Genomic DNA, 24,139 nt, shown 5'->3' on the forward strand with positions numbered 1-24,139 from the left:
CCGTGGCGGGCCGGGGTCCGACTCCGGCCGTGACCTCCGCGCGAGCGGCGGTCACGGCCGGAGGTCACGGGCGTGCCCGCTACTTGCTGTTGTCCTCGCCACCGGACTCGGCCGCGGTGCCGGCCTCGTCCGCTCCGGGGTCCCCGCCGTCCTCGGCGGCGCCGGCCGGGGCCTCGCCGCCGTCGACCGGGTCCCCGACGACCACGCGGGCCGGACGGAGGATCCTCTCACCGATGCGGTACCCGGGCTGGAACACCTCGATCACCGACTGTACGGAGATGTTGGGGACCGGCACCAGGGTGAGCGCCTCGTGGATGTTCGGGTCGAACTCGTCGCCCTGGTCCGCGTAGCGCTCCAGGCCCAGCTTGGTGACGGAGGCCTCCAGGGCCTCGCCCACCGCCTTGAACCCGCCGTTGAGCTCGTCGTGGTCCCGCGCCCGGCCGATGTCGTCCAGGATCGGCAGGAGTTCGCCGAGGACCTGGGCGGTCGCCATCTCGCGGACCGCGACGCGGTCGCGCTCGACGCGCTTGCGGTAGTTGGAGTACTCCGCCTGCACGCGCTTGATGTCGTTGGTCAGCTCGATGACCCGCTCGTCCGCGTTGATCGCGTCCGTGACCACGGATTCCGGAGTGTCCGGAATCTCGGGGAAGTCCTCCAGCTCGGCCTCGACGACGTCCTCGTCGGAGTCGTCCGGCGCGGCGGCGGGCTCCTCGGGGGCGGTGGCCCCCTTGGGCTCGCGGACCTCACCGGTCTCGGGGTCGATCCGGCGGTTGTCGCGGATCACCGGGCCCTGCTTCTCCTCACCGTCACCGGTGTCGGAGTTGTTCGTGTTGTCCGACGGTGCCATGTCCGGCGTGCCCTCCTTCCTCGACTCGACCTGGGGCTCAGGACTGCTGCTGGTTGCCCTTGCCGTTGTCCTCGTCGACGATCTCGGCGTCCACGACGTCGGTGTCGTCGGCGGAGTCCGAGGCCGAAGCGCCGGCGTCGCCCTCGGCGCCGCCCTGCTGGCCCTGGCTGTAGATCGCGGAACCGATCTTCTGGCTGGCCAGCGCGACCTTCTCGCTCGCGGAGCGGATGGCCTCGACGTCGGTGCCCTCGAGGGCGGTCTTCAGCTCGGCCACCGCGGCCTCGGTCTCGGAGCGCACGTCCGCCGGGATCTTGTCCTCGTTGTCCTTGATGACCTTCTCGGTCTGGTAGACGAGGGACTCGGCGTTGTTGCGGACCTCGGCCTCCTCGCGGCGCTTGCGGTCCTCCTCCGCGTACTGCTCGGCGTCGCGGACCATCTTGTCGATGTCGTCCTTGGACATCGCGGAGCCGCCGGAGATGGTGACGGACTGCTCGCGGCCGGTGCCCAGGTCCTTCGCGGTGACGCTGACGATGCCGTTGGCGTCGATGTCGAAGGCGACCTCGATCTGCGGGACACCGCGCGGCGCCGGGGGCAGGCCGGTCAGGTCGAAGACGCCCAGCTTCTTGTTGTACTGGGCGATGTCGCGCTCACCCTGGTAGACCTGGATCTGCACGGACGGCTGGTTGTCGTCGGCCGTCGTGAAGATCTCGGAGCGCTTGGTGGGGATGGTGGTGTTGCGCTCGATGAGCTTGGTGAACACCCCGCCCTTGGTCTCGATGCCCAGCGACAGCGGGGTCACGTCCAGCAGCAGGACGTCCTTGACCTCGCCCTTGAGCACGCCGGCCTGGAGCGCGGCGCCGATGGCCACGACCTCGTCCGGGTTGACGCCCTTGTTGGGCTCCTTGCCGCCGGTCATCTCCTTGACCAGGTCGGCGATGGCGGGCATACGGGTCGAGCCGCCCACCAGGACCACGTGGTCGATCTGGTCGACGCTGATCCCCGCGTCCTTGATGACCTGCTGGAACGGGGTCTTGGTCCGCTCGACCAGGTCCGAGGTCAGGCGCTGGAACTCGGCGCGGGAGAGCTTCTCGTCCAGGTGCAGCGGGCCCTCGGCCGAGGCCGTGATGTAGGGCAGGTTGATGCCCGACTCGCTGGAGCTGGACAGCTCGATCTTGGCCTTCTCCGCGGCCTCGCGCAGGCGCTGCAGGGCCATCTTGTCCTTGGACAGGTCCACGCCGTTGGAGTTCTTGAAGCGCTCGACCAGCCAGTTGACGATCGCCTGGTCCCAGTCGTCGCCGCCCAGGTGGTTGTCGCCGTTGGTCGCCTTGACCTCCACGACGCCGTCACCGACCTCCAGCAGGGAGACGTCGAAGGTGCCGCCGCCGAGGTCGTACACCAGGATGGTGGCCTCCTCCTCCTTCTCCAGGTGGTAGGCGAGGGCGGCCGAGGTCGGCTCGTTGATGATGCGCAGGACGTTGAGGCCCGCGATCGTGCCGGCCTCCTTGGTGGCCTGGCGCTGGGAGTCGCTGAAGTAGGCGGGGACGGTGATGACCGCGTCGGTCACGTCCTCGCCGAGGTAGGCCTCGGCGTCGCGCTTGAGCTTCTGGAGCACGAAGGCGCTGATCTGCTGGGGGTTGAAGGTCTTGTCGTCGATCTTCACCGTCCAGTCCGTGCCGATGTGGCGCTTGACCGAGCGGATGGTGCGGTCGACGTTGGTGACCGCCTGGCGCTTGGCGACCTCGCCGACGAGGACCTCGCCGTTCTTGGCGAAGGCGACGACGGACGGGGTGGTACGGGAGCCCTCGGCGTTGGCGATGACCGTCGGCTCGCCGCCCTCCAGGACCGCGACACACGAGTTCGTCGTACCGAGGTCGATTCCGACCGCACGAGCCATGGTTGCTTCCTCCGTCAAAGTTGAGTCGTTCAGGCGTAAGTTTGCTTCGTCGAGCGAGGGCTGTCAAGTCAGTTGAGTCGACCAGACTCAAGTTGGTTCCTACGCCCTGACAACGGCCGGACAGGCCGGGATGTTCCCGACCTGGGCACTCCCCACGAGGAAGATGGCCGAACCCCGGGACAACTCGGGGACATCCTTGACCTGGAAATCAGGGGAGGTCGGGGGCGTCCGGGGGTGATCCCGGCGGCCCCGGGCGGCGGGGAGGCGGGGGCGCGGGGCCCGGCCGGGGGCGGGCTTCCGGTCCGGTCGTCCACAGCCCCGGGCTCCCGGTTGCCCCCGCCCCCGCCGTGGCCCAACCTGGGATCGGGGGAGATCTCTGGTGGTCCCACCGATGCCCGGGGCGCCCGCCGGCGTCCGCGGTCCGCTACATATAGGGGGAGGCGCGGTGTGTCCGGGGTCGTCCCGGGCGTCCCCGTGGTTCTGTTGCGTCGGCGCCCGCGGGCTTCGGTGCGGGCGGGGGCGATTGCCGCGACCCCCGGTCCGGGCCGGAGGGGGCGGGCGCCCGCCGGGTCCGCGCCCGGCGGCGGGGCGATCCGGTGGCGGGCGCGCGATTACCCGCTAGTAACATAAGTTCCGACCGCCGGTGTGTGGCGCACCGGCCGACGAGAAGCAGGATGGGAGGCCACGGACGATGCATCCTCTGTACTTGACGCTGGGCATCATCACCTCGGTCTTCGCCGTGGTCGCGTTCACCATGTTCGCTCTGGCCATCCGCCAGATCGTGCGAACCGTGGGTGTGGGCCGTGCGGTGGAGCCCGAGCGCAAGGGGCCGTTCGGACAACGGTTCACCATGACGGTCATCGAGATCCTCGGACACGGGCGCATGCTCAAGCGGCCGTGGATCGGCGTCGCGCACTGGTTCGTGATGGTCTCCTTCCCCCTTCTCGCCTTCACGGTCGTGGAGGCGCAGGGCGAGGTCTTCGACCCCCACTTCACGCTGCCGCTCATCGCCGACTGGACGGTCTACGGCCTGGCGATCGAGTTCATCGCCGGCACCAGCCTCGTCGGCATCCTGGGCCTGACCGCCTACCGGTTCGTCAACCGGCCCGCGCGGATCGGCCGCGCGTCCCGCTTCATGAACTCCAAGCAGTGGACCGGCTACTACGTCGAGGCGTACATCATCGGCCTGCTGTTCGCGATCTTCGTGATCCGCGGCTTCAAGGTCGCCTCCGACACCTTCCCGTTCCCGCTCTGGGCGACCCCGATCTCCCACGCCGTGGGCGCGCTCCTGCCCGGCGACCTCGCCGTCGCCGACCCGGGCATCGCCCTGGTCGCCGCGTTCAAGCTGATCATCAGCTACGCGTTCTTCGTCGTGCTGGCGCTCAAGCTCACCATGGGCGTGGGCTGGCACCGCTTCATCGCGCCTGTCAACATCTACTTCAAGCGCAACGCCGACGGGACGCCGACCCTCGGCGCCGCCAAGCAGATGATGGACAGGTCCGGCACCAAGCCCCTCGACTTCGAGGAGGCCGACCCGGACGAGGACCCGTTCGGCGCGGGCAAGATCGAGGACTTCACCTGGAAGGGCCTCCTCGACTTCACCAGCTGCACCGAGTGCGGCCGCTGCCAGTCGCAGTGCCCCGCCTGGAACACCGGCAAGCCCCTCTCGCCCAAGAAGGTCATCCTCGACCTCCAGCGGCACGCGTACGAGAAGGCCCCGTACCTCCTCCAGGGCATCACCGAGGAGACCCTCGCCGAGAAGCCCGACGAGAGCCACGCGGGCGTGGACGTGCTCGCCCTCCTCAACAAGCCGCTGGTCGGCACCGAGGAGGAGGGTGGAGTCATCCACCCCGACGAGCTGTGGGCCTGCACCAACTGCGGCGCCTGCGTCGAGCAGTGCCCGGTCGACATCGAGCACATCGACCACATCCTCGACATGCGCCGCTACCAGGTCATGGTCGAGTCCAACTTCCCGTCCGAGGCCAACACGCTCCTCAAGAACCTGGAGAACAAGGGCAACCCCTGGGGCATGGCCGAGGACCGGCGTATGGACTGGATCGCCGAGCTGGCCTCCCAGGAGAACCCGGTCGAGGTCCAGGTCGTCGAGGACAAGCTGCCCGAGGGCACCGAGTACCTGTTCTGGGTCGGCTGCGCCGGGGCGCTGGAGGACCGGGCGAAGAAGACCACCAAGGCCATCGCCGAACTGCTGGACATCGCGGGCGTCGAGTTCGCCGTCCTGGGCGGCATGGAGGCCTGCACCGGCGACCCCGCCCGCCGCCTGGGCATGGAGTACGTCTTCCAGATGCTCGCGCAGCAGAACGTGGAGACGCTCAACGACGCCGGCGTCACGAAGATCGTGGCCAGCTGCCCCCACTGCTTCAACACCCTCGCCAACGAGTACCCGCAGCTCGGCGGAGCCTACGAGGTCGTCCACCACAGCCAGCTGCTGGCCAAGCTGGTGGAGGAGGGGCGGCTCACCCCGGTCAACTCCGTGGACGAGAACATCACCTACCACGACCCCTGCTTCCTGGGCCGCCACAACAAGGTGTACACGCCGCCGCGCGACATCATGGCCCAGGTGCCCGGGGTCAAGACCCAGGAGATGCACCGCCACAAGGAGCGGGGCTTCTGCTGCGGCGCGGGCGGCGCCCGCATGTGGATGGAGGAGCGGATCGGCAAGCGCATCAACACCGAGCGGGTGGACGAGGCGCTGACCACCAACCCCGACACCGTCTCCACCGCCTGCCCGTTCTGCCAGGTCATGCTCGGCGACGCGATCAACGAGAAGAAGTCGCAGGGCGAGGCCAAGGAGACGCTGGAGGTCGTGGACGTCTCCCAGCTGCTCCTGCGCTCGGTCCGGGGCGAGGCTCCCAAGGAGGCCGAGGCCGCCGACGCCTGACCGTCGGCACGCGCCCCGGCCGCCGGCCGGGGCGGGGAGGGGCCGGGCCCGGGTCGCGGGGTTTCTCGCGGTCGGGGTCCGGCCCCTCCGGCGTTCCTCCGGCACGCGCGGAGCCCGTGCGGGACGGCGCCGGGCAGCGCGGACGCCGTGAGGGGCCGGCGCGCCGGAGGAGGGCGCCGGGAGGGGCAGGGGTCCGCCCGGGGGCGTGAGGGCTCCGTGCCCGTGGCGGGGTCGCGCGGGTCGGCGTCGTCCACAGCCTGTGGACAGCGTCTCGCGCCGCCCCGCGTCGGCCGCGTCCGGCGCGGAGGCGCACGTGTTCCCGCCGCCCCGCTGCCCCGCCGTCCGCGGGATCCGCCGCCCGGTCCTCCCCGCCCCGGGCGGACCTCGGGGGCCACGGGCGGACCGGGGAGGGAGGGCCGGGCCCCGGGGGTCACGGGGCGAGGTGCTCGGTGAGGAATCCGTCGAGGGTGTGCCGGGTGAGCTGGCTCGCGAAGCCGCCCCAGTTCAGATCGAACATGTGCTCCGCCCAGGGGATCTCCAGGTGCCGGTGCGCGACCCCGGCCTCGTCCAGCCGGGCGGCCAGGCGGCGGTTGTCCTCCGTGCCCAGGAACAGGTCGTGGCCCGACATGACCAGCAGGGTGGGCGGGCTGTCGGCCGACACCTGGTGGAGGGGCGAGATGAGCTCGTACTCCTCGGGGACCTCCTCCTGGGTCCCGCCCATCATCCGGACGGAGCCCTCGTCCAGGTCGTCGCCGACGGGGGAGTGGCGCTGCCGCCACGGCGCCTCGGGGGCCCCGTCGGTTCCGTCGGCCACGGAGTACCAGGCCACGACCGCGTCCGGGGCCGTCCCGGGAACGTCGCAGCTCGGCGGGATCTCCTCCGCCGACGTGTACCCGGCGAGGAGCGCGAGCAGGCCGCCCGCGGACTGGCCGGTGACGGCGATCCTGTCCGGGTCCGCCCCGTACTCCTCCGCGTGCGCGCGGGCCCAGCCGACGGCGCACTTGACGTCGGAGACGGGCGCGGACCAGTCACCGTCCGGGAAGTACCGGTAGTCGACGTCGAACACCACGCGACCGCTGTCCGCCAGCCACGTGTCCCAGCGGGGGAGGAGGCTCTGCGGCAGGTCGTCGGCTCCTCCGTGGACGTTCACCACGATGGGCAGCGGTGCGTCGTCCTCCCTCCGCTCCGGTTCCCACACGTCGAGGACCAGTTCCTCCGCGGCCTCGGGGGCGCCGCCGTCCGAGGGGCCGGGGATCTCCTCCCCCGATGCGTCGAGTCGCAGGTAGACGCGTGTCTCGGGTTCGCGGTCGGCACTGGTGGACAGGCCGGCGGTGTACTCGGCGAGGCTGAGCCTCGCGCCCTCGGCGCGCGCGGTGGACCAGATCGCGGCGGGGGGCACCAGGGCCGCGACGAGCACGGCCGCGTTGGCCGCGGCGGCGACCGCCGCGAGGCGTCGCCGCCCACGAGCGGCCGTGGGGGCCGCCTCCGGGGCCCCGTCCCGTTCCCGGGGGCTCCGGCCCCGGAGGCGGAACAGGACGGCGAGGGCGATCAGCAGCCCCGCCGCGGCCGGTACGGCGAACACCAGGCTGAACTCCAGCGCCAGCAGTGCGTACTGCCACGCGTCCCACGACGGCGGCGGCAGCAGCACGAGCGCGGCGGCCGCCGCTCCCGGAAGGGCGGTGGCGCACGCGGTCGCGAGGGCGGTCCTTCGTCCGACGGCGGCGACCAGCCGTCGGACGGCGCCGGGTCCGGGTGGGTGATCCATACGTCCTCCATTCGATACGTTCGTATCGATACGAGTGTATCGAAACGTCGGGGTGTGTCACAATGTGGCCGTGCCCAGGTACGTAGACAGGGAAGAACGCCGTCGGCGGGTGGCCGCGGCGCTCCACAGGATCGCCGCCCGCGAGGGCCTCGAGGGCGTCAGCATCCGGACCGTCGCCACCGAGGCGCAGCTGTCCGCGGGGGCCGTCCAGCGCGACTTCGGCACCAAGGAGGACCTGCTCCGCTTCGCGCTCCGCGAGGCGCTGGCGGCGGTGTCCGCCCGGATCTCCCGGGTGCGCATCGGCCCCGGGAGGCTGACCTTCGCCGAGGGGCTGCGCCAGGTCCTGCTCGACCTGCTGCCCACGGACGGGGACCGCCTGGCCGAGGCCCGCGTCTGGTCCGCGTTCTACGCGCGCGCCTCCGTGGACGCCGACTCCGCCGAGATCCTCGCCGAGCTCGACTCCCAGGCCCGCACCGCCCTCCGGGCCGCCCTCGGGTACGCCGCGGAGCAGGGGGAGCTCATGCCGGGACAGGACGTCGACTCCCTCGTGGAACTGCTGCTCGTCCTCGTCGACGGGATCTGGCTCAGCGCCGCCCGACGTCCGCCGGGCGCCTCCCTGGAGCCCCAGCGGCGGGCGATCGACGCGGCCGTCGGCGCCGTCGCCCCCCGGTCGCCGGGCCCTCCCCCCGCCCCCGGCTGACCGACCGGGTCCGCCGGTCGATGCGCTCCCCGGAGCCAGGGACCCCTTCCATGCCGAAGGGACATAGAGTGACCGGCATGGACCTCGTCGGCGCCTGCAAGGCGTTCGTGAACGTGAGCGACAGGGGCAGCTTCACCCTCGGCGCCGCCGCCGCCCGCATCCCCCAGCCCGTGGCCAGCAGGCGTATCGCGGCCCTGGAGGGCCACCTGGGGGCGCGGCTGTTCGACCGCTCCACCCGTCGGGCCGTCCTCACCCGCTTCGGGCGCGACATGCTCCCGTCCGCCCGGCGCCTGGTCCAGCTGGCGGAGGAGATGGAGCACGACGCCGAGCGCGCCGCGCTGCGGCCCCTGCGCCTCGCCGTGCCGGACATCTGCGCCACCCGCGACCTCGCGGCGCTCGGCGCCGAGGCCCGGAGGGAGGGCGTGCACCTGGACTTCCGGCCCGCACCGCCGGCCGTCCGGACCGAGCTCCTGGGCTCTCGCGAGGTCCGCGCCGCGCTGACGGGCACCCCGCCGGGCGAGGGGGCCTGGTCGGTGCCCCTCGGGCTGGCGAGCGCCGCGGAGCCCCGGGTCGGCTCCGTCCACGTGGAGACCCTGCGCGTGGACCGCGGAAGGTCGGCCACGCGGGGCCGACGCGTCTGGATCCAGCCCGAGGACGACGTCCCCCACGTCCGCGACCCCCTGAACCGTCTGCGGGACGCCGTCGGACTGAGACCCGCCCAGGTCTCCGTGGCCGCCTCCCTGGCCTCCGCCGCCGCCGAGGCGCTGGGTTCGGACGACCTCCTCCTGTGCTCCCGCCGACAGGCCGACGACCTGGGGCTGCACTGGCGTCCGATCGGCGGGATCAGCCTCGCCCGCGGCTACGACGTGGCCGCCGACACCGGCGAGGAGGCCGAGCGGCTGCGTTCGCTCCTCGGCCACGGCATGGCCCGCTGCCTGGGCGCCCCGGACGGGCGGGGGGAGTACGGGTGAGCGCCACCGCACTGGTCCGGGACCTGCGCCGCGAACTCGACGAGGGCGGGCTGCGGGGATCGTTCCTCGTCCGGGACCTCGACACGGGCGAGGAGCTGGGCATCGAGCCCGAGCTGGAGTTCTCGACCGCCTCGCTCGTCAAGGTGCCGCTCGCCATCGCCACGCTCGAACGCATCCGGGCCGGCGAGATCGACGGCGCCGAGCAGGTGCTCGTGCAGCCGGGGCGGAGCGACCTCCCGATGCACACGGGGATGAGCAGGTTCCGCCACCCCGCGAAGGTCAGCGTCGAGGACCTCCTGTACCTCAGCACGTGCCTGAGCGACAACACCGCCGCGGACACCCTCTTCGAGGTCACGCCGCCCGAGAGGGTGGACGCCTGGCTCCGCTCCGCCGGGCTGCGCGGCATCACCGTCCGGCACAAGCTCCGCGACCTCAACGAGACCCCCGCCGACCGGCTCGGTCCCGACCAGGCGCACCTGGCGCACTCACTGGCCATCGGGGAGGGCACGGCGGGTCGGGGGCACCGCATTCCGCAGCTCGACGTGACCCGTGCCAGCTCCGGCTCGGCCCGGGCGTTCACCGACCTGCTGGAGGCCCTGTGGCGGCCCTCGGTGATCGATCCGGGGATCGCCGCGCGGGTGCGGGAGCTCATGCGCGGCAACGTGCTGCGCCACCGCCTCGCTCCGGACTTCACCTCCGACGCGTCCACCTGGTCGTCCAAGACCGGCACCCTGCTGAACCTGCGCCACGAGTTCGGCGTGGTCGAGCACGCGGACGGCCAGGTGTTCGCGGTGTCGGTGCTCACCGAGTCGCGGGTGCCGGCCGTCCACCAGCCCGGGGCCGAGGCGCTCATGGCCCGTGTGGCGCGCTCCCTGCGCGACCACCTCCGCGCCTGGTGAACCCGGCGCCGCCGTGACCGGTCCTCCGGCCCGTGGCGCCACGGTCACGGCGCACCCGCCCCCGCACCCGGGGGAGCGGTCGGCCCCGGGGCGGACCCTTCCGGAGGAAAGGAGCGGGGGCCCGGGGCGGCCCCGTGGAACTTTGGTGTGTTCCGGTGCGGCGCCTTTCACGGAACGGAGCCGTTTCGCCGGGGAACCGCCTTCGGCGCAGTTCGGAAGAAAAGGGACGGTCGGCGCGCCGGCCCCGGATCCGCGTTCGGAACCGCCGTTTCGGGCGGGCCCGCCGGGAAGGCGGACGGCAGCGGCGGCGGACCGGACGGAGGCCGTCATCCGGGGCCGCCGACGCCCGGCGAGCTGCACCGGGTCAGCCCCCGGCGCGTGGACGGCCGGTGCTCGGCGGTGTCTCCGGAGCGGTCGCGCGGGGCGCTCCGCCCCGGACCGGTTTGCCCAGGAGGGCGTTTTCCGCGAAATGAACTCACCGGCACGGGGATTCCTCGCATGAAACTTTCTCATGAATGCCGTTCTCCCCACGCGGAAGCCGGACTTCGTGTAGAACTCTTGTCGACACCGCGCGCAGGTGTCGGTCCGTTTCGAGCATGCCGGAACGGACAAAACCGCCCTCGGGTGGACACGGTCGGATACAGGACGGGGACGCGGTCGGGGGCCGCTCCCCACCGGTCCGGCCGACCCGCCCGGCGGGGGAGGGGACCGGTCGGTGCACCGGCCGGGAACCCGGGATCAGCGGACACGCCCGACGTGAGTGATGAGGGGGCCGGGCGCGCACGCTGACACCGCGGGCCGCCCGCACGCGAGCCAGGGGGACCGGACGTGTGCGGGTGGCCGCGTCGTGTTCCGAGGCCGGCCCGGATGACATTTGTCAGTGCGGGGCCCGGGAGGTTCCGCACCGGCAGCCGGTGACAACGGCGTCTGTCCCGGGCGCCCGCCCCCGCGGGAACCTGGACGCATGACGACGACAGCGAACCCAGCCCAGGCCCACGACACCGCACCGGACGCCGCCGGGCCCGCGGTGGTCGTCCGGGACCTGCGCCAGCGCTACGGGGCCTTCGAGGCGGTCCGGGGCGTCTCCTTCGAGATCCACCCCGGAGAGCTCTTCGCCCTCCTGGGCACGAACGGCGCCGGGAAGACCACGACCATCGAGACGCTGGAGGGCTTCCGCAAGCCCAGCTCCGGCACGGTCCGGGTCTTCGGCGCCGACCCCTACGGCCAGCCGGCCGGCGTCCGGGAGCGCACCAACGCGGTCCTGCAGGGCAGCGGCCTGCTGGAGGACCTGACGGTCGGGGAGACCGTCTCCCTCGCCCACGACCTCGCCGCCGTCCCGCGCGACGCCGAGGAGGTCCTGGGCCTGGTGAACCTCCTGGACAAGCGCCGGGTCGCCGTCCGCCAGCTGTCCGGCGGCCAGAAGCGCCGACTGGACCTCGGACTCGCCCTCGTCACCAGCCCCGAGGTCCTGTACCTGGACGAGCCGACCACCGGCATGGACCCGGAGGCGCGCCAGGAGACCTGGCGCATCATCGGCGACCTGAAGAGGGACGGGGTCGCGATCCTCCTCACCACGCACTACCTGGAGGAGGCGGAACGGCTCGCCGACCGGCTCGCGATCATGCACCGGGGCGAGGTGCGGGTCGAGGGGACCCTGGCCGGGGTCCTCGCGGGGTGGGGCGACCGGGTGAGCTTCCTGCTCCCCGAGGACGTGCGCACGGGGGACCTGCCGAGCCTGCCCGGCGCCGAGGTGGCCGTGGAGACGCGCGACCACTCCCTGTGGGCCACGTACACCGTCCTGGGCGGCGACGTCGCCGACCGGGCCCACCACGCCGTCGCGGCGCTCATCGGGTGGGCCGCCGGGAACGGGACCACGCTCAAGAACCTCCAGGTGCGCGGCGCCTCCCTGGAGGACGTGTTCCTCCGGGTCGCGGACGGCGCGGCGGACCTCGTCCGGGACTGAGCACCCCGCGCCGCGTGAGCGGCCGCCGAGCACACCCCCGGCCCCCGGGCCACCCCACGACGTACGGAGCACACCATGACCACACCCACCGCGACCACCGGGGCCGCAGCGGCCCCGGGACGGCCCCGCCCCACCATCGGACGGCTCCGGCAGGCCGCGCGCCTGACCCGGACCGAGTTCACCCTGTTCGTGCGGTACAAGACCGCGTGGATGTTCCTGGGCCTGCCCATGTTCCTGCTCGTGGTCTCCCTGGGGATGGAGTCCTACGAGGTCTTCCCCGGGGTGGACAGCACCGCGATGTCGATGGCGGGGATGCTCGGCAGCATCGGCCTGATCGTCGGCCTCGGGCACGCCTCCAACGTGTTCACGGCGCGCCGGGAGGCCCTGGTGCTCAAGCGGCTCCGGGTGAGCGGGGTGCCGCAGGCGGCGATCTTCGGAGCCATCATTGGGGTGGTGGCCCTCTTCTCGCTGCTGGTCGCCGTGCTGATGACCGCCGTGACCTCCGCGTTCACCGGATCGATGCCGCAGGACCCGGTGATGCTGCTGGTGGCGGTGCTGCTGAGCACCGTGCCGATGACCCTGCTCGGCCTGCTGGTCACCCCGATGGTGCGCAACGCCGAGGCCGCCCAGATGGCAGCGATGGTGCCCATGATGATCCTGCTGTTCCTGGGAGGGCTGTTCATCCCGCTGGGCATGCTGCCGGACCCCCTGCGGGAAGCGATGATGCTGCTGCCGGTCGCACCGGTCACCCTGATGGCCCAGGCCGCCTTCACCGGCTACGACGTGTTCGGCGGGTTGGAGGCGGCGACGCGGCCCGGCTACCTCGGGCTGTGGGCGGCCGCGCTCCCCTCGGTCTGCGTGGTGCTCGCGTGGACCGCCGGCCTGGCGCTCCTGGTGCGCAGGTTCTTCAAGTGGGACCCCCGCCAGCCGTGACCGGGGGCGGGATCCGGAGAGCGGGGGCGGCCGGGGACGGACGGCAGCCCCCGCTCCCCGCGCGGGCGGGCACGGTGCTCCACGACCTCGTACACCGGGCCCGGGAGGCCCCGCCCTCCCGCGGGGGCGGGCACGGCAGCCGGAGCACCACGGGATCGCGTCGCGGTCCGGGGACGCCCCCGCGCGGGCGGGCACGGCGGCGAGCGGGGCGCCCGGCGACCCCTCCCCGGCCGGCGCCGGGTTCCCGCCACGGAGCCCTTCCCACCGTCCTGGCAGGATGGGTGGGGGCCGCACCGGTGCGTGCCGGCGCCCGTGGACGACGGGGCCGGCGCGGGCCGGGACGCCGGGTCGGACACGCGGAGGGGACCGTGGGCATGGTGGAGGGGGGCGTCGGCCTGGACGGCGTGAGCGCGAGGAACACGAGGCGGCTGAGGATCGCCCGGGCGATCACCGTCTGGTCGACGTACCCGCTGGCCCTGGCCCAGGCCTTCTGGAGCGCGATCGACGCCGGCTACCTGTCGGACGTCGGCCTCCCCCCGTGGATCGCCGCCGCGGCGGCCGTCCCGGCCTTGGGCTCGGGCGTCCTGCTCGTCCTCCTCATCCGGGGGCGCGTCGACGGCCCGCGCGCCGCCGACCGCCGCCTGGTCGTCTGGTCCCTCGTCCTGAGCTGTGTCTCCTTCGCCCTGGTCCAGAGCCTCGTCAACTCCGCCCTGGTCCTGGCGACCTGGTGGGGGGTGGTCGCGAACGCCGTGCCGTCCCGGACGGGCCGGAACCTGGGCCTGGCGCTCGCCGCCCTGAGCTGGCTCAAGGCGTTCACCCTGCCCCTGGTCCTGGGGGTCCCGCCCTTCGCCTTCACCGTCACCTGGGTGTTCGGCGTCGGCTTCGCGCTGCTGTTCCGGTTCCTCTTCGCCTCGACCTTCTGGCTGTGGGACATCACCAACGACGCGATCCGCGGGCAGGCGGCGCGCACCCGGCTGGCGGTGACCGAGGAGCGGCTCCGGTTCGCCCGCGACATGCACGACCTGCTCGGCCACAGCCTGTCGGCCCTGGCGGTCAAGGCCGAACTGGCCGGCCGGCTCGCCGAACGCTCCCCGGACCGCGCCAGGACGGAGATGTCCGAGGTGCAGGACCTGGCCCGCGCGGCACTGCAGCAGGTGCGAGGGGCGGTGAGCGGATACCGCGAGGTGGACCTGGCCGGTGAGGTCGCCTCCGTGGGAGGCGTCCTCGAGGCGAACGGGACCAGGGTGGCCGTCAGCGGCCTGGACGGCCCCGACCTGCCCCCGCGGACCGCGGCCCTGGCCGCGTGGGTGGTGCGGGAGGGCGGCACCAACGTGCTCCGGCACAGCGACGCCTCCCGGTGCGCGATCTCCTTCTCCCGGCTGCCGGGGCGGCAGAACCGGCCGACGGCGCTGGTGGTGGAGGTGTTCAACGACGGTGCGCGCGACGGAGGCGAGCGCGGGTCCTCCTCGGGCAGCGGACTGGCGGGCCTGTCCGAACGCGTCTCCCTGGACGGCGGCTCCCTCTCGGCCGCGCCGACGAAGGACGGCGGCTTCCTGCTCCGGGCTGTCCTGCCCCTGGAGGCCGGCGCCGGTGCGGGGGCCTCCTCCGAGCAGGGGGAGGGCCGTCGATGAACCACGGTGTCGACCCCGCCGGGAGCGGGCGGACCGAGCGCAAGCTCCGTGTGGCCCGGCGCATCATCCTCGGCTCGATGCTGTTCATCCTCCTCGTCCTGGTCGGCCTGCCCCTGACGGAGCTCAGCCTCGGCACCGACGAGATCGCGCTGTGGAGGACCGTGGTGGCGGAGGCGGCCGCCGTCCCCCTCGGCGTGGCCCTGTTGACCATGTTCCGGGACCGGATGGACGGACGGCGCGACCCGAGGCCCTGGCTCTACTGGGGCTCGGTCGCGCTGGCGGCGGTCGCCGCCGCGGCCCTGCAGGTCCCCGTCAGCGGCATGTTCTTCCTCGGCGCGTGGTGGGCCGTCGGGGTCTTCGTGGCCTCCCGCGCACGCGGAGCGGCCGTCAGCGTGCTCCTGCTCGCGCTCCCCTGGGCGCTGATCCCGTTCAGCCCCGTGGACGTCCGGTTCGTGCCCTTCCTCGTGACCTGGGCCCTCGCGATCGCGTGGGCGCTCCTGCTCTCCGCGGGCTCGCTCGCGTCCCTCTGGCTGTGGGACGTCACCAACGACGCCGTGAAGGGCCAGAGGGCCAGGGCCCGGCTGGCGGTGACCGAGGAGCGGCTCCGGTTCGCCCGGGACATGCACGACCTGCTCGGCCACAGCCTGTCGGCCCTGGCGGTCAAGGCGGAGCTGGCGAGCAGGCTGGTCGACCGCGCGCCCGCACGGGCCGCCGCCGAGATGGAGGAGGTGCACGAACTCGCCCGCAAGGCGCTGCAGCAGGTCCGCGCGGCTGTCAGCGGGTACCGGGAGGTGGACCTCGCGGAGGAGGTGGCGTCGGTCGGCGCGGTCCTGGCGGCCAACGGCACCGCCGTGTCCGTCTCCGGCCTGGAGGGCCTCTCCCTGCCGTCGGACCGGGAGTCCCTGGCCGCGTGGGTGGTGCGGGAGGGCGTCACCAACGTGCTCCGGCACAGCGACGCCACCGCGTGCGAGATCGCCTTCACCCGGGCGAAGGACACCGCCATGGGACGGGCCCTGGTGGTGGAGGTGTCCAACGACGGGGCGCGCGACGGCGGCGAGCGCGGGTCCTCCTCGGGCAGCGGGCTGGCGGGCCTGTCCGAACGCGTCTCCCTGGGCGGCGGCACACTGTCGGCCGCGCGCACGAAGGGCGGCGGTTTCCTGCTCCGGGCCGTGCTGCCACTGTGAGGCGGCGCCGCCGGCCCGCCCTCCCGGGGCGGGGCGCCGCCGTGCCCCGGCGGAGCCGCCCGCACGGCGCCCGCGGTCCCCGCGCGGGCCGGGCCTTCCCGCGCGGAGGGGGCGGGCCCGTCAGAGGACGCCCACCGACGCGAACGCCTCGTCGATCGCCGCGGTCGCCTCCTCCCCTCCGGCCGTGTTGATGCCGAGCATGAACGCGCCGTTCCGGTCACCCGTCTCCACCAGCAGGAACCGGCCGTAGGACGCCTCGTCCCCGCCGCCGGCCACGGCCACCCCGAACGCGGGGGAGCCGCCCACGTCGGTCGCGCCGGAGGGCTCGACCTCGAGCGAGGAGACGTCGGTCACCAGGCCGCCCAGCGACTCCACCGCGAGGCGCACCCCGGCCACGGCCATCGGCTCCGCCGCGTGGAGCTGCTCGCTGCCGGTGACGATGATCGCGTCCGGGTCCTCCGCCGAGCCGTACACGGCGTACGAGTAGTACTCCGGGGGGACCTCGTCGTCGCCGAGCCGCTGCCAGCCCTCCCCCGGGAGCTGGTAGGTCAGTCCCGAGCGCGGGTCCTCCACAGTGCCCTCGGGGGAGGAGGCGTCCCCGCCCGCCTCGTCGCCCGCCTCGTCGCCGCCCGTCTCGTCGGCCGCGCGCCGGTCCTCCCCGGACGCGGAGCCGCCGCCCGAGAAGGGGCCGCCGTCGGACAGGAACCAGCCGAGTCCGGCCGCGGTCGCCAACAGGAAGACGAAGGTCACGGTGAGGGCGATGGCGAGCGTCACCTTGCGGGCGGGCTCCTCCTCCCCTCCTGGCCTGCGCCGGGAACGCGACTCCACACCGCCCTGGGGCTCCTGGCGGTCCGGTTCGTCTGGGTACATCTGCGGCTCCTGGAAGGGTGTGCGCCTCGAAGGGACGGAAGGGGGTCCCGAGAGGCCAATACCCCGTGCAGGCCCTGCTGGAGCGGAAGGAAGTGGCCGGATCAGGCCGATTCCGGGCGAACGGGGTTGGGCAGGGGGAAACCGCTTCGCCGGTTCAGTACGACCAGGGGGGCAGGGGCAGCCGCGGCAGTGCCCGCATGGTGAAGGGCGCGGAGCGCGGGAGGGGGGCCGGCTTGGGGGCGGGCCGCTGCCGGGGGAGGAACCGAGGGCCGGAGAGCGGCGCCTCGGGCGGCCGGCCCTGCTCGGGGACCCGGCCCCGGGGAGAGGGCCTGGCCGACCTGGACGGAGCGCCGCCCTTGCGCTGCGCCGGAGCGGAGCCCGGAGCCTCCCGGGCGCCCTGGGCCGCGCATCCGCCCTCGCGGAGGGCGTCCTCCCCCGGGGGCGCGCCCGTGTCCGGCCGTGTGCGCGGCGCCGGGCCGACTGGGACGGACGCGGGGCCGGGCGCCTCGGCGGCGCCCTGCGGCCCGTCCCCGGGGGCGCCGGGGGAGAGGCCCAGCACGCGGTCGATCTCGGCGGGGCTGAGCGGGTGGTCCGCGCACGCCACGGCGATGAGGACCTCCGAGTACAGGTCGATCTCGTCGAGCGCCACGCGGTCGTGGAGGGAGGAGCGGACGATCGGTCGCGGGTGTGTGTCGTGTTCCACGCGCGCCCACCTCCCGGGTGTCGCGAGCGTGTGCCGGTGGCCCCCGGACCGGGCCCTCGTGGTTGCGGGCGCGACGAACCCGGCCCCACGGGCGTGAGGATTTCAGGCTACGCGGGGGCGTATCGGTCGCGCATGACTCGTGAGGACCAGTGCGGGGGTCACCCGGGTTAGCCAGAAGTCCCGAACACCCCATCCCTCCCGTGGTCCGGAGGTGGGGGAGGTGCGGACGGGACGGGCGCGGCGCCCGCCGGAGTATCGACCCCGAGGCGGCCTCCCGCACCAGGGGCGGGCGCGGCGCCGCGCCCGCCCGGGGCCGGCCCGGTGCTCAGGCCCAGACCACCTCCTGGTGCTGGACGGCGAGCGCGGCGTAGTGGGCGGGGGTGTGCGCGAGGACGAGCCGGTCGTCGTCGTTCAGTTCACGGACCACCTTGCCGGGGACCCCGGCCCACAGGGTGCCGGGAGGGACCGCCTTGCCGGGAGGGACGAGGGCGCCCGCCGCGACCAGTGCGCCCCGCCCCACGCGGGCGCCGCCGAGCACGATCGCTCCGATGCCGATGAGCGCCCCCTCCTCCACGACGGCCCCGTGCACCATGGCCTTGTGGCCGAGGCTCACGTCGTCGTGCAGGATCGCGGGCTGGCCAGGGTCGGAGTGCATGCCGCACTGGTCCTGGATGTTGACCCTGTCCCCCACCACGATGTCCTCGCCGTCGGCGCGCAGTACCGATCCGTACCAGACGCTGCTCTCCGCGCCCAGCCGCACGCGGCCGACCACGGTGGCGCCGGGGGCGATCCACGCGGTCGGGTGGATCTCGGGCCTCCCGAAGGCCGCGCCGCCGATCCGGGGGCCGAGGGCCCCGTCCTCCGTCCGGCCGTCCGCCGCACTACCCATGTCGTGGCCCTCCATACGTCCTCCGGCTGTGCTTCTCGTCCCCGCCCGCGGTGAGCTCCGCGGGAAGTTGACCGCTCTGCCCCCGTACGGGGATGATCGCGCATACCTTAGTAAGAACGTGACCGGGGTCCGCGCGGCGATCCACCCCTCGGGATCCCTGACGCCGCGGAGCCGCGCGTGCCCGCCTTGGTCGTTTGGACGGTGTCCGCGGCGTCATACTCTGCTCGCGGCCGGTGCCCCTCATGCGGCCGTACCAGGGCAAAAGGGACAAAATCGAGTGGATGTCGTTTCCAGGACTCGACGGGTGTTCCTAGGACAATGGGGTACGGGGCAACTCTCACGTTGTACGACGTGCAGTCAAACGGTGTAAGGACATGAAGGGCACATGAGCGATATGTTGCCGGGCGGCGGACTGCAACAGGACCGATTCCCGACGGTGCGCAAGGGCGGCTACGACAAGGCGCACGTCGACGACTACTACGTCCGCATGGACAACCAGTTCAAGAGCATCCGTGAGCGCTTGCAGCGGATGGACGACGAGCTGGAGCAGTACAAGCGCGATCTCGCCATCGCCCGCGAGAAGGCCCAGGTCAAGCCGGAGCACGAGCAGATCAGCGCGCGCATGGCCGAGATCCTCCGGATCGCCGAGGAAGAGGCCAAGGAGCGTCGCTCCAAGGTCGAGTCCGAGGTCAAGGAGGTCGAGAAGAAGGCCCAGGAGGAGATCGCCAAGCACCGCAAGGACGCCGAGGAGCACGCCGAGCGCATCGTGTCCTCCGCGCGCGCCGAGGCGCACGAGATGGTCTCCGGCGCCAAGCAGGAGGCCGACCAGCTCCGCGAGCAGGCCAAGCAGGAGGGCGACCGCCGTCTGGGCGAGGCCGAGGCGCGGGCGAAGAAGATCCACGACACGGCGGACCGTCGGCTCGCGACGCTCACCGCCACGCACGCCGAGGCGCTGCGCCGCCTCAAGGACATGCACTCGACCCTGGCCGACCTGGTCGAGGCCGAGGACAAGGCGGGCGCGCTGGAGACCGGCCTGTCGAGGGAGGAGACCTCCGGCCCGGCCGCCCAGCAGAAGCCCGCCGCGGCGAGGCCCGCGGCCGCGGCCAAGCCCGCTCCCAAGCCGGCGGGACCCGGTGCGGAGGGCTCGCAGCCGGCCCGGTCCGAGGCGGCCCAGGCCGCCCGGGCGGTCACGCCCGAGAAGGGGCCCGGCCCCCGGCCCGCGCCGGAGCAGAAGGACGAGGCCACCGCCGAGCTGCCTCCGCTCCAGCAGGAGACCGACCAGGCCACGGTGCGCATCAAGCCGGTGATCAGGGCGGACCAGGCGGACCAGGCCGGGTCGAAGGCGGCCGGCGGTCCTCCGGAGGAGGGGGCCAAGGGCGGCGACGCCGGTTCGGCTCCCCGCCCGCCCCAGGGCGCCCGGTTCACCGGCCCCGCGCCGGACGCGCCCCAGGGCCGGCCGCAGGCCCAGCAGGCCCAGCCGGGGCAGCAGGCCCAGGCTCCGGCCGGTGACGCGGCGGGCGGCGACCCCGGTATCACCGGTGTCTACCGGCGTCCGGAGTCGGGCCAGGGCCAGCCGCCCTCGGGCGACGAGGGCGTCAGGGTCATTCGCAAGCCGTAGGCCCCGACACCTCTCCGCGACCGGTGCGCCGGTCCCGGGGAGCAGGGGATCCAGGGGCGGGGACGCAGTCCCCGCCCTTCGGTGTTTTGTAGCTGGTTGTAGGGGGACGTCCGCCTTGTCGCAGGCTGTCGGCTACGATTCCGGAAGCCATGATTATCCGCGCGGCCATCCGGTCCGACCTCGGTGCGATCCTGCGTCTCCTGCGTGAACTCGGCGACACCACCGACACGCAGAGCGCGAACGTCCGCATGTCCTCGGCAGCCGTGAGGGCGTGGACCAGGATGGAGACCGACCCCGACCGCACGGTCCTGGTCGCGGAGCAGCGGGGCCAGATCATCGGCACCCTCGACCTGCTGGTCGTCGCCAACCTCACGCACGACGCCCAGCCCTGGGCCGTCGTGGACAACCTGGTGGTGGACCCGCTGACCCGGGGGCGCGGCATCGGCCGCGCACTGATGGAGGACGCGCTCGACCGCGCCGCGCAGGCCGGGTGCTACAAGGTCGAACTGCTGTCGCACGAGAGCAGGCACGGCGCGCACCGGTTCTACGCGGCCCTCGGGTTCGACAACTCCGCCGAGGGGTTCCGCCGCTACCTCTGAGGCGGGCCGGGGACGCGGGCACCGGCCCCCGGGCGGGCCCGGGGGCCGGACGTCACGCCCGTGCCCGACGCGCCTTCCGCGTCTCCTTCCGCGCCTGCTTCCGCGCCTGCTTCGGCGCCTTCGCCCGGCCGCCGCGCAGCGGCACGCCCCTCATGAACGCCACAGCCGCCAGCCCCAGGACCGCGATCGGCACACCGGCCGTGAACACGCCCTGCATCGCGTGGTCGAAGGCGGTGACGACCACGTCCCGCACCGGTTCGGGGAGCGCGTGCACGAGCTCGGGCGACCCCTGGGCCGCCTCGGCGGCGTCGGCCAGGCCGACCGAGAGCTCCGAGGCGCCCGAATCCACCCCGGCCTCGGCGTCCGCCGCGCCCTGGGCCCGCGCGGCGGCCGCGGCCTCCGCCAGCTCGGTGTTGAGCCGCCCCACCATCACCGCGCCGAACGCGGCGACGCCGGTGGCGCCGCCCAGGTTGCGGAAGAACACCACCGAGGCGGTGCCCGACGCCATGTCCGCGACGGGCAGGGAGCTCTGCGTGGCCAGGAGGAGGAGCTGCATGTTCAGGCCGAAGCCGAGTCCGACCAGGGCCTGGCCGACGACGACCGTGGTCAGCCCCGGGTCGAGGTGGGCCTGGCTCAGGGCGAGGAACCCGATCACGCACAGCAGCATGCCGACGACCGGGTAGGCCTTCCACCGGCCGCTCCCGCTGACCGCGTAGCCGGAGCCGATCGAGGTGAACAGGAACGACGCCACCAGAGGCAGCGTCATCAGGCCGGACACGGTGGGCGACATCCCGTGCACCATCTGGAGGTACTGCGGCATGTAGATGATGAGTCCGAACATCATCATGCCGACGCACACCGAGCCGAGCGAGGCGAGCACGAAGGTCCGGTCGCGGAACAGGCGCGCGGGGATGATCGGCTCCTCGGCACGCCGCTCCACCAGGACGGCCGCCGCGGTGAGCAGCACGGCGGCGGCGCCCAGGGCGTACGCCGGCGGCGAGTTCCACGCGATCTGGGTGCCGCCGAGGCTGAGCAGGACGATCACGGTGCTCGCGGCGCTGAAGATCAGGCCGGCGCCGGCCCAGTCCACGGGCGCGTCGCGCCGGGGCACGAACGGCATGGTGAAGAGGAACTGGATGACGACGAACGCGACCACCGCGAGCGGCACGGTGATGAGGAAGCACCAGCGCCAACCGAGCGGGCTGTCCACCAGGAACCCGCCGACCAGGGGGCCGAGGACCGTGGACACGCCGAAGACCATGCCGATGAGGCCGCTGTAGCGCCCGCGTTCGCGGGGCGAGACGACGTCGCCGAGGATGATGTTGGGCAGTGTGGCCAGGCCGCCGACGCCCAGCCCCTGGAGGGCGCGGGCGGCGATCAGCCAGTTGATGTCCTGGGCCAGGCCCGCCGCGACCGAGGCGACGATGAAGATGCCCAGCGCCACCTGGAAGAGGAGCTTGCGGCCCCAGATGTCGGAGAGCTTGCCCCACACGGGGGTGGAGGCGGTCATGGTCAGCAGCGCGGCGGTGGCCACCCAGGCCAGCCGGTCCTGCCCGCCCAGCTCGCCCATGATCGTCGGCAGGGCGGTGCCGACGATCGAGTTGGTGAGCATCGAGGTGAGCATGGCCAGGACGAGGCCGACCATGATGCGGTGCACGACGCGCTTCGGGGGGAGCGCGGGGGCGTCGTCGGCGGGGGGCTCCGGCGCGGCCGGGGGGCCCGGGGCCGTGCGGACGGCGGAGGCGTCGGGGGTTCCAGTGGTGGGATGGTCGGAGGAATCAGGGCCCGCCATGGCGGTCGGCGCCTTCTTCGAGGGGATGCTCCCGGGTTCTCCTTCTCGACGCAACGACTCTTCCACAGGCCCCCCGATCACGGACGCACGAAAGCCCCGCGGCTCACTGCCGGGGGCGACGTCCTCCCTCTGGTATAGGTAAACGGTGTTGACCTGTCAAATCGGTATCTCTGGTCCCGTTTCGGTATGCGCGGGGACTTCGGAGGTGCCAACCTGGAATCCTGAAAGCCACAACGCGGCCGCCGAGGGGTGTGCAGATGGACCGTCCGGACGAAACCGGAAGCGGTGCCGGGCCGACGCGCGGCCGGGAGGCGACGAGGGCGCGCATCCTCGCCAGTGCCCGGGAACTGTTCACCGATGAGGGATACGGTTCCGTCTCCTCGCGGATGATCGCCTCCCACGCGGGCGTCAACGTCGCCCTGATCAACCGCTACTTCGGGGCCAAGCGCGGGCTCCTGACCGAGATCCTGCGCGAGGACGGCGTCTTCCCCGGACTGATCGAGGGGGACCACGGAACCCTCACCCGCCGCCTCGCCGAGCACGCGGTGAGCCGCCTCCACGGCGAGGGCACCGCTCTCCAGCGCGCCCTCGACGACTCGGCCGGGGACCCCGACCTCCAGGCGGTCTACCAGGGGCGGATCACCACGGCGATGATCGACCCGCTGTCCGCCTACCTGGGCGGGGAGGGGGAGCGGTCGCACGCGTCGCTGGTGGCGGCGGTCATGCTGGGGCTGAGCCGGGTGCGGTTGGTGGAGGGCGCGACCGCGCTGCGGGCGCTCGACCGCGAACGGCTCACGGCGCGGATCCAGGCCCTGCTGGACCTGTGCCTGGAGGACTTCGGCGACCCCGGCGCGTAGGGCGTGTTCCGCGGACACGCGCCCTGCTGCGCGTCTCCCCGGCACGGCCCTCGCGGCGTTCTCCTCCGTCGACAGGACCCCGCCCCGACCCCTTCGTCGGCCTTGCGATGAACGCATCGGATGCGCCGCTCGCGACGGACGGCATCCGCGGAACACGTCCCAGGACCGGAGCGCGGCCGGGGTCGGCGTCCGCGCGCACCCGGGGCGTCCGGCCCCGGGCCCTCCCCCGTGGAGGGGAGCACGTCCGCGGATCCGGTCCCCGTGCGCGCAAGCGTCCGCCGTCCTGCGCGCGGTCCCCGCCCTTCCCGGGAACGGCGGTTCCCGGGGCCGTGCCCCTTCCGCGCGAACGCCGACACGCGCTTTGCCGTTTCGGCAAAGGATTTCGGATGCGGCGCCCCGGGCGTGAAGAGTGGTGGCGGAGGTGGTCGACATGAACCACGAACACACGGGGCACGGACACGGGATCGGCACGGGGACTCCCAGTGTGCCGGTGACCGCCCAGGACTGGGACGAGCGGTACGCCGCGGCCCCCGCGATCTGGAGCGGCGACCCCAACCGCCACCTGGTGGCGGAGGCGGAGGGGCTGGCGGCCGGAAGGGCGCTGGACGTCGGCAGCGGCGAGGGCGCGGACGCCGTCTGGCTGGCCGAACGCGGGTGGGAGGTGACCGCGGTCGACATCTCGCGGGTGGCGCTGGAGCGGGCCGCCGCCCACGCGGCGGAGCACGGTCCGGACGTCGCGGGGAGGATCGCCTGGCGCCAGGCCGACATCACCGCGTGGACGCCGCCCGCCGACGCGTTCGACCTGGTGTCGGCGCAGTACATGCACCTGCCCCCGGACGCGCGCTCCCGCCTGGTCGCGGGGCTCGCCGCGTCCGTCGTGCCGGGGGGAGAACTCCTGATCGTCGCGCACCACCCCCGCGACCTGGAGGACGGTGTCCCGCGCCCGCCCGTCGCGGAGATGTTCTACACCGGCGACGAGCTGGCCGCCGTCCTGTCGGAGAGCGGGTGGACCGTGCTGGTCGACGAGGCCCGCCGAGGGGAGCAGACCCTCGAAGGCGTGACCTACACGACCCACGACCTGGTGTTCCGGGCCCGCCGGGAGCCCTGACCCGGCCCTCGGGCCGC

The 24,139-nt window shown here is 73.4% G+C and carries 19 protein-coding genes; 12 read left to right on the top strand and 7 right to left on the bottom strand.

Annotated features, from left to right (window positions below; all coding sequences use genetic code 11):
- Positions 1–79: 79 nt before the first annotated feature.
- On the bottom strand, positions 80–847 hold the full coding sequence (gene grpE / locus ACIRPH_RS17050) for a nucleotide exchange factor GrpE (protein WP_402915233.1): 768 nt from the start codon (positions 845–847) through the stop codon (positions 80–82).
- 37 nt (positions 848–884) lie between these two features.
- Positions 885–2,741: a molecular chaperone DnaK gene (gene dnaK / locus ACIRPH_RS17055; RefSeq protein ID WP_267947649.1), complete on the bottom strand. Its 1,857-nt coding sequence runs from the start codon at positions 2,739–2,741 to the stop codon at positions 885–887.
- Between the two features lie 691 nt (positions 2,742–3,432).
- On the opposite strand from dnaK, the gene ACIRPH_RS17060 reads away from it, so the two are divergent.
- Positions 3,433–5,640, top strand: coding sequence for a (Fe-S)-binding protein (locus tag ACIRPH_RS17060; RefSeq protein WP_402915236.1), 2,208 nt, complete (start codon positions 3,433–3,435; stop codon positions 5,638–5,640).
- Positions 5,641–6,070: 430 nt separating this feature from the next.
- Here the strand turns inward: ACIRPH_RS17060 and ACIRPH_RS17065 are convergent, their stop codons facing one another.
- Entirely contained in the window at positions 6,071–7,405 is a 1,335-nt protein-coding gene (locus ACIRPH_RS17065) for an alpha/beta hydrolase fold domain-containing protein (RefSeq protein ID WP_402915239.1), read from the bottom strand.
- 64 nt (positions 7,406–7,469) lie between these two features.
- On the opposite strand from ACIRPH_RS17065, the gene ACIRPH_RS17070 reads away from it, so the two are divergent.
- The 7 genes from ACIRPH_RS17070 to ACIRPH_RS17100 all read left to right on the top strand — a co-directional run bounded on the left by ACIRPH_RS17070 (position 7,470) and on the right by ACIRPH_RS17100 (position 15,686).
- Positions 7,470–8,105, top strand: a complete 636-nt coding sequence (locus tag ACIRPH_RS17070) for a TetR/AcrR family transcriptional regulator (protein WP_402915242.1) — start codon at positions 7,470–7,472, stop codon at positions 8,103–8,105.
- 77 nt (positions 8,106–8,182) lie between these two features.
- Positions 8,183–9,076 carry a LysR family transcriptional regulator gene (locus ACIRPH_RS17075; protein ID WP_402915245.1) on the top strand — a complete coding sequence of 298 codons (894 nt, stop codon included), beginning with the start codon at positions 8,183–8,185 and terminating at the stop codon, positions 9,074–9,076.
- Entirely contained in the window at positions 9,073–9,975 is a 903-nt protein-coding gene (locus tag ACIRPH_RS17080; RefSeq protein ID WP_402915248.1) for a serine hydrolase, read from the top strand. Before ACIRPH_RS17075 ends, ACIRPH_RS17080 begins: the two co-directional genes overlap by 4 nt.
- Before the next feature lie 964 nt (positions 9,976–10,939).
- Positions 10,940–11,938 carry an ABC transporter ATP-binding protein gene (locus ACIRPH_RS17085; RefSeq protein WP_402915251.1) on the top strand — a complete coding sequence of 333 codons (999 nt, stop codon included), beginning with the start codon at positions 10,940–10,942 and terminating at the stop codon, positions 11,936–11,938.
- 75 nt (positions 11,939–12,013) lie between these two features.
- Positions 12,014–12,871, top strand: coding sequence for an ABC transporter permease (locus ACIRPH_RS17090; protein WP_402915253.1), 858 nt, complete (start codon positions 12,014–12,016; stop codon positions 12,869–12,871).
- A gap of 374 nt (positions 12,872–13,245) precedes the next feature.
- Positions 13,246–14,502 carry a sensor histidine kinase gene (locus ACIRPH_RS17095; RefSeq protein WP_402916002.1) on the top strand — a complete coding sequence of 419 codons (1,257 nt, stop codon included), beginning with the start codon at positions 13,246–13,248 and terminating at the stop codon, positions 14,500–14,502.
- Entirely contained in the window at positions 14,499–15,686 is a 1,188-nt protein-coding gene (locus ACIRPH_RS17100; protein WP_402915256.1) for a sensor histidine kinase, read from the top strand. The genes ACIRPH_RS17095 and ACIRPH_RS17100 overlap by 4 nt, the downstream gene beginning before the upstream one ends.
- A 120-nt stretch (positions 15,687–15,806) precedes the next feature.
- On the opposite strand, the gene ACIRPH_RS17105 is transcribed toward ACIRPH_RS17100, so the two are convergent.
- From ACIRPH_RS17105 to ACIRPH_RS17115, 3 genes are all read right to left on the bottom strand, one after another.
- Positions 15,807–16,556, bottom strand: a complete 750-nt coding sequence (locus ACIRPH_RS17105) for a hypothetical protein (protein WP_402915258.1) — start codon at positions 16,554–16,556, stop codon at positions 15,807–15,809.
- A 154-nt stretch (positions 16,557–16,710) separates the two neighbouring features.
- Entirely contained in the window at positions 16,711–17,259 is a 549-nt protein-coding gene (locus ACIRPH_RS17110; RefSeq protein WP_402915261.1) for a hypothetical protein, read from the bottom strand.
- A 325-nt stretch (positions 17,260–17,584) separates the two neighbouring features.
- Complete coding sequence (locus ACIRPH_RS17115) at positions 17,585–18,148, bottom strand: gamma carbonic anhydrase family protein (RefSeq protein WP_402915264.1); 564 nt, start codon at positions 18,146–18,148, stop codon at positions 17,585–17,587.
- A 394-nt stretch (positions 18,149–18,542) separates the two neighbouring features.
- Between ACIRPH_RS17115 and ACIRPH_RS17120 the strand changes: the two genes are divergently transcribed.
- Together ACIRPH_RS17120 and ACIRPH_RS17125 are read left to right on the top strand one after the other, a co-directional pair.
- Positions 18,543–19,766: a cell division protein DivIVA gene (locus ACIRPH_RS17120; RefSeq protein ID WP_402916004.1), complete on the top strand. Its 1,224-nt coding sequence runs from the start codon at positions 18,543–18,545 to the stop codon at positions 19,764–19,766.
- Between the two features lie 149 nt (positions 19,767–19,915).
- A complete protein-coding gene (locus ACIRPH_RS17125; RefSeq protein WP_402915267.1) occupies positions 19,916–20,365 on the top strand; it encodes a GNAT family N-acetyltransferase in 450 nt (149 codons plus the stop codon).
- A 52-nt stretch (positions 20,366–20,417) separates the two neighbouring features.
- Here ACIRPH_RS17125 and ACIRPH_RS17130 read toward each other — a convergent pair whose 3' ends face one another.
- Positions 20,418–22,223, bottom strand: coding sequence for an MDR family MFS transporter (locus tag ACIRPH_RS17130; protein WP_402915270.1), 1,806 nt, complete (start codon positions 22,221–22,223; stop codon positions 20,418–20,420).
- A 191-nt stretch (positions 22,224–22,414) separates the two neighbouring features.
- On the opposite strand from ACIRPH_RS17130, the gene ACIRPH_RS17135 reads away from it, so the two are divergent.
- Together ACIRPH_RS17135 and ACIRPH_RS17140 are read left to right on the top strand one after the other, a co-directional pair.
- On the top strand, positions 22,415–23,014 hold the full coding sequence (locus ACIRPH_RS17135) for a TetR/AcrR family transcriptional regulator (RefSeq protein WP_267947662.1): 600 nt from the start codon (positions 22,415–22,417) through the stop codon (positions 23,012–23,014).
- A gap of 421 nt (positions 23,015–23,435) precedes the next feature.
- Positions 23,436–24,122: a class I SAM-dependent methyltransferase gene (locus ACIRPH_RS17140; protein ID WP_402915275.1), complete on the top strand. Its 687-nt coding sequence runs from the start codon at positions 23,436–23,438 to the stop codon at positions 24,120–24,122.
- The last annotated feature ends 17 nt before the right edge of the window (positions 24,123–24,139 follow it).

This window comes from Nocardiopsis sp. NPDC101807 (assembly GCF_044766605.1).
In the GTDB taxonomy this organism is placed as follows: domain Bacteria; phylum Actinomycetota; class Actinomycetes; order Streptosporangiales; family Streptosporangiaceae; genus Nocardiopsis; species Nocardiopsis tropica.

Bases quoted from the DNA above. Each gene is read 5' to 3' on its own strand.
- ACIRPH_RS17135 (WP_267947662.1), top strand. From the start codon at position 22,415: ATGGACCGTCCGGACGAAACCGGAAGCGGTGCCGGGCCGACGCGCGGC.
- ACIRPH_RS17125 (WP_402915267.1), top strand. From the start codon at position 19,916: ATGATTATCCGCGCGGCCATCCGGTCCGACCTCGGTGCGATCCTGCGT.
- grpE (WP_402915233.1), bottom strand. From the start codon at position 847: ATGGCACCGTCGGACAACACGAACAACTCCGACACCGGTGACGGTGAG.
- ACIRPH_RS17105 (WP_402915258.1), bottom strand. From the start codon at position 16,556: ATGTACCCAGACGAACCGGACCGCCAGGAGCCCCAGGGCGGTGTGGAG.
- ACIRPH_RS17120 (WP_402916004.1), top strand. From the start codon at position 18,543: ATGTTGCCGGGCGGCGGACTGCAACAGGACCGATTCCCGACGGTGCGC.
- ACIRPH_RS17100 (WP_402915256.1), top strand. From the start codon at position 14,499: ATGAACCACGGTGTCGACCCCGCCGGGAGCGGGCGGACCGAGCGCAAG.
- ACIRPH_RS17065 (WP_402915239.1), bottom strand. From the start codon at position 7,405: ATGGATCACCCACCCGGACCCGGCGCCGTCCGACGGCTGGTCGCCGCC.
- ACIRPH_RS17085 (WP_402915251.1), top strand. From the start codon at position 10,940: ATGACGACGACAGCGAACCCAGCCCAGGCCCACGACACCGCACCGGAC.
- ACIRPH_RS17095 (WP_402916002.1), top strand. From the start codon at position 13,246: ATGGTGGAGGGGGGCGTCGGCCTGGACGGCGTGAGCGCGAGGAACACG.
- ACIRPH_RS17115 (WP_402915264.1), bottom strand. From the start codon at position 18,148: ATGGGTAGTGCGGCGGACGGCCGGACGGAGGACGGGGCCCTCGGCCCC.
- ACIRPH_RS17075 (WP_402915245.1), top strand. From the start codon at position 8,183: ATGGACCTCGTCGGCGCCTGCAAGGCGTTCGTGAACGTGAGCGACAGG.
- dnaK (WP_267947649.1), bottom strand. From the start codon at position 2,741: ATGGCTCGTGCGGTCGGAATCGACCTCGGTACGACGAACTCGTGTGTC.
- ACIRPH_RS17060 (WP_402915236.1), top strand. From the start codon at position 3,433: ATGCATCCTCTGTACTTGACGCTGGGCATCATCACCTCGGTCTTCGCC.
- ACIRPH_RS17090 (WP_402915253.1), top strand. From the start codon at position 12,014: ATGACCACACCCACCGCGACCACCGGGGCCGCAGCGGCCCCGGGACGG.